Source organism: Kitasatospora sp. NPDC093558 (assembly GCF_040683475.1).
Lineage (GTDB): Bacteria > Actinomycetota > Actinomycetes > Streptomycetales > Streptomycetaceae > Kitasatospora.
Window position 1 is genome coordinate 1 of sequence record NZ_JBFBDY010000558.1, and the last position, 4,047, is coordinate 4,047.

Here is a 4,047-nt window from a genome sequence, read left to right on the forward strand (position 1 = left end):
GCAGGCCCAGGCGTTCCTGCACGGCCGGTTCGCGCAGGAGTTCGGGCAGCGCTCGAAGCAGGACCGGCTGCTCGGCGTGGCCGCGTCGGCGGACCGGGTCGTCTCCGCGTGGTCGAACGTGCGGCTGCTCAGCGCCCACGCGCCGGCCACGGCCGGGATCACGGAACTCATGGTGCGCCGCGGCGCCGAGCTGGTGCACGCGTACGAGCAACTGGCTGTCGACTGGCGACTCGCCCTGTCGACGGAATGGACGGACGTCTGATGAGTGGGGGGCCTGTGGGGGAGCTTGCGCTCACCGGCGGCGAGCCCGTACTGGGGTCGCTCGCGCCGGTGGACTGGCCGAGAACGACGGACGCGGACCGAGCGGCGGTGCTGGCCGTGCTGGACTCGAACGTCATGGTCTCCGACCGGACCAGCGCGGAGACCGCCGTCGAGCGGCTGGAACGCTCCTGGGCGGAGTACCTGGGCGTGCGGCGCTGCGTCGGCGTGAGCAACGGGACGACGGCCATCGAGCTGGCGCTCCTCGCGCACGGCGTGGGCCCCGGCGACGACGTCGTCGTCCCCGCGCTGACGTTCGTCGCGACGGCGATGGCCGTGGTACACGTCGGGGCGACCCCGGTGTACGCCGACGTCGACCCGGTCACGTTCAACGTGACCGCGGACAGCGTGGCCGCCGTCATCACCGAGCGGACCAAGGCCGTCGTCCCGGTCCACCTGCACGGGCTCAGCGCCGACCTGGCGCCGATCGCGGAGGTCGCGCGCCGCCACGGCTGCGTCGTGATCGAGGACGCCGCCCAGGCCCAGGGCGCCCGGTACCACGGCGTCCCGTCCGGGGCGTCCGGCAACACGGCCACGTTCAGCCTGCAGATGACGAAGAACCTCCCCACCTGCGGGGAGGGCGGCCTGGTCGTGACGGACGACGAGCGCGTCGCCGAACGGATCGTCCAGCTGCGCCAGTTCGGCGAGACGATCCGCGCGGACCGCCCGCGGCGCTACGTGAGCCACCGGCTGGGCTTCAACGCGAAGCTGAACAACGTCCAGGCGGCCTACACGGCCAGCCAGTTGGAGCGGTTCGACGAGTACCACGCGGCCCGGCGGGCCAACGTCGCGGCCTTCCTGGCCCGGCTGGCGGGGCTGGACGGGCTGGTGAGCCCGTCGGAGCCGGACGGGTACGAGCACGCGTGGCACATCCTGCGCTTCACCGTCGACTTCGAGCGGCACTTCCCCGGCGTCGACACCGCGACGGCGCGGAACGTCCTGATGAAGGCCCTGCGCGCCGAGGGCATGCCGGCCACCCGGTACCAGATGATGCCGCTGCCCGACCAGCCGGCGCTGCGCTCGCTGTGCCGCCAGGAGCCCGGGTCGTGGCCGGTCGCCCAGGACGTCGTCGACCGCAGCTTCACCCTGCAGCAGCGCCACCTCCCGCCGGACGCGGGGCCGTTGCTCCAGAGCTTCGCCGACGCCGTCGAGAAGGTCTGGTCGCAGCTGAAGGCCGTGGCGGAGCTCGCGGAAGGTGCGGGGCGCTGACCGGACCCGAGCACCAGCCGGAACCCGCGCAGCTGGCAGCCTGCGCCCGCACCATCCGCGAGCACATCGTCGACATGTGCGTCGGCCCCGAGGGCGGCCACCTGGGCGGCTCGATGTCCGCGGTCGAGATCCTGGTCGCACTCTTCTTCCACACGATGAACATCGACCCCGCCGACCCCGAGTGGAAGCAGCGGGACGTCTTCGTGCTGAGCAAGGGCCACGCGGCGATGGCGCTCTACGCCACGCTCGCCGAGCGGAAGTTCATCTCCCGCGAGGAGGTCGCCACCTTCTGCCGCCCCGGCAGCCGGCTGGCCACGCACGGCAACGTCACCGTCCCCGGCGTCGAGTTCGCCACCGGCTCGCTCGGCCACGGCCTCGCCCTGGCCAACGGCACGGCCTGGGCGCAGCGGCAGGCCGGCGCGCCGCCGGCGAACACCTTCGTGCTGCTCGGCGACGGCGAACTGCAGGAGGGCACGGTGTGGGAGGCGGCGCAGGTGGGCCGCGCCCTGGACGCGACCAACCTCGTGGCGGTCGTCGACGTCAACAACTTCCAGCAGACGGGGGCGGTGCGCGAGGTGAGCGACGGCGCACCGGTCGCCGACCGCTGGGCCGGCTTCGGCTGGCGCACCGTCGAGGTGGACGGGCACGACCTGGCGGCTCTGTGCTCGGTGCTGGACGAGGCGGCCCGCACCGAGGGGCCGACGGCCGTGGTCTGCCACACCGTCAAGGCGAGGGGCGTGGGCGCGCTCGCGGGCCGGGCCTCCTCGCACTTCGTCCGGCTGGACACCGAGCGGAAGCGGGCGCGCGTCCGGGCCAGCATGGGCCCGGCGCTCCCGCGGGAGACCACGAAGGGGGAGCCCGGCCGTGCCGGAGATCGCGCCTGAGCGGGTGAGCACCCGGGAGGCCTTCACCGAGGCCCTGCCGGAGCTCGCGGTGCGCCACAACGTGCTGGTGGTCGACACCGACACGGGCAGCATCAAGCCGACGCCCGAGATGGACTACGTCAACGTCGGCATCGCGGAGAACGCCGCCATCGGGTTCGCCGCCGGTGCCGAGCACTACGGACGGCGCGCCCTGGTGTGCACGTTCGCCGCGTTCTCGGTGAGCCGGGCGTTCGAGTTCATCAAGCTGAACGTCGCCTACCCGCGGCGCCGGGTGTGCGTCGTCGGCACGCACGGGGGCGCCAGCGGCGGCTGGCTGGGGCCGACCCACCACGCCACCGAGGACCTCGCGCTGATGAACGCGCTGCCGAACATGCGGGTGGTCGTCCCGGCCGACGCGCGCCAGGCGGTGTCCCTGCTGGAGCAGTGCCTGGAGTACGACGGCCCGACCTACCTGCGGCTCGGGCGCAAGGCCTCGCCGGTCTTCACGGGGCTGCCCGAGCCCGAACTCGGCGTCCCGCAGGAGGTCAGGGCCGGCCGGGACATCGCCCTGGTCGCCACCGGCCCCGAGGTCCTGGCCACCGCGCTGGAGGTCGCCGAGGGCCTCGAAGCGGCGGGGTACGGCGCGCAGGTGATCAACGTGCACACCGTCGACCCGGAGTCCGCCGGCGCCGTCGCCCGGGCCGTCGCCGCCGGGTGCCGGTGGCTGGTCACGCTGGAGGAGGCCTGGACGTCCGGCGGCATGGGCGCGCAGGTCGCGGCGGCGGCCGGGGCCCGCGGGATCCCCTGGCTCCCGATCGGCGTCTCCGGCTTCCTTCCGCCCGACAGCCACGACTCCCTGCTGGAGGCGAGCGGCCTCACCAGCGGGCCCGTGCTCCGGCAGGTGCTGGAGTTCGTCACCGACCCGGTCACCCAACCGGTCACCCAACCGGTCACCGACCCGGTCACCCATCCGGTCACCAACCCGTAGCGGCCAGAGGTCCGTTGCGGTCAGAGAAAGGACATGTGAGATGGACACACAGTGCATCAGCTGCACCGGCACGCTGGAGATACCGGCGGACAGCTACCAGGGCGAGATCGTGAGCTGCCCGGGGTGCGCCGCGGAGCTGGAGATCCACTCGATGGACCCGGTCGAGCTGGCGCTCGCGCCCGAGCCCGAAGAGGACTGGGGTGAATGAGCCGGGGAGGACGTCGGCGGGCCTGGGGATCCTCCTGTCGACCGTCCGCTACGAGGAGCGCAGGCTCCTGGACGAGCTGGAGGGCCGGGGCGTCCCGGCCGTCCGGCTCGACCCCCGCACGATGGCGTTCGCACCGCGGGACGCCGAGCGGCTGCGGGGGATGACGGTCCTCAACCGGGAGATCTCCAGCCAGCGCGCCGCGCTCGCCGCGGAGTCGCTGGAGGCGTTCGGCGCCCGGCCGCTGAACGACGCCGAGGCGACCCGGGTGTGCGGCAACAAGTGGTCCACCTACCTGCGGCTGCGGCAGTACGGTGTGCCGACGCCGGCGACGCTGCTGGCGCCGACCCCGGAGGCCGGCCTGGCCGCGGTCGCCGAGGTCGGCTACCCGGCCGTGATCAAGCCGCTGAGCTCGTCCTGGGGCAACCGGGTCGGCCTGATCGCCGATCAGTACGCGGCCGAGG

5 protein-coding genes and 1 pseudogene are annotated in these 4,047 nt (G+C 73.6%); all 6 read left to right on the plus strand.

Annotation, left to right across the window (positions count from 1 at the left end; genetic code table 11):
- Positions 1-262 (plus strand): hypothetical protein (locus AB0O00_RS31340; RefSeq protein WP_363657515.1); only part of this gene is annotated, 262 nt, incomplete at its 5' end.
- A gap of 14 nt (positions 263-276) precedes the next feature.
- Positions 277-1,527, plus strand: a complete 1,251-nt coding sequence (locus AB0O00_RS31345; protein ID WP_363657517.1) for a DegT/DnrJ/EryC1/StrS family aminotransferase — start codon at positions 277-279, stop codon at positions 1,525-1,527.
- Positions 1,528-1,559: 32 nt separating this feature from the next.
- The gene (locus AB0O00_RS31350) at positions 1,560-2,411 is read left to right on the plus strand and encodes a transketolase (protein ID WP_363657523.1); all 852 of its coding nucleotides are present in this window, start codon (positions 1,560-1,562) and stop codon (positions 2,409-2,411) included.
- Positions 2,392-3,378, plus strand: a complete 987-nt coding sequence (locus tag AB0O00_RS31355; RefSeq protein ID WP_363657519.1) for a transketolase C-terminal domain-containing protein — start codon at positions 2,392-2,394, stop codon at positions 3,376-3,378. The genes AB0O00_RS31350 and AB0O00_RS31355 overlap by 20 nt, the downstream gene beginning before the upstream one ends.
- 40 nt (positions 3,379-3,418) lie before the next feature.
- Positions 3,419-3,586 carry a lysine biosynthesis protein LysW gene (locus AB0O00_RS31360; RefSeq protein WP_363657521.1) on the plus strand — a complete coding sequence of 56 codons (168 nt, stop codon included), beginning with the start codon at positions 3,419-3,421 and terminating at the stop codon, positions 3,584-3,586.
- Positions 3,579-4,047, plus strand: a pseudogene (locus tag AB0O00_RS31365) (alpha-L-glutamate ligase); the annotation flags it as partial. The gene AB0O00_RS31360 and the pseudogene AB0O00_RS31365, both read left to right, overlap by 8 nt.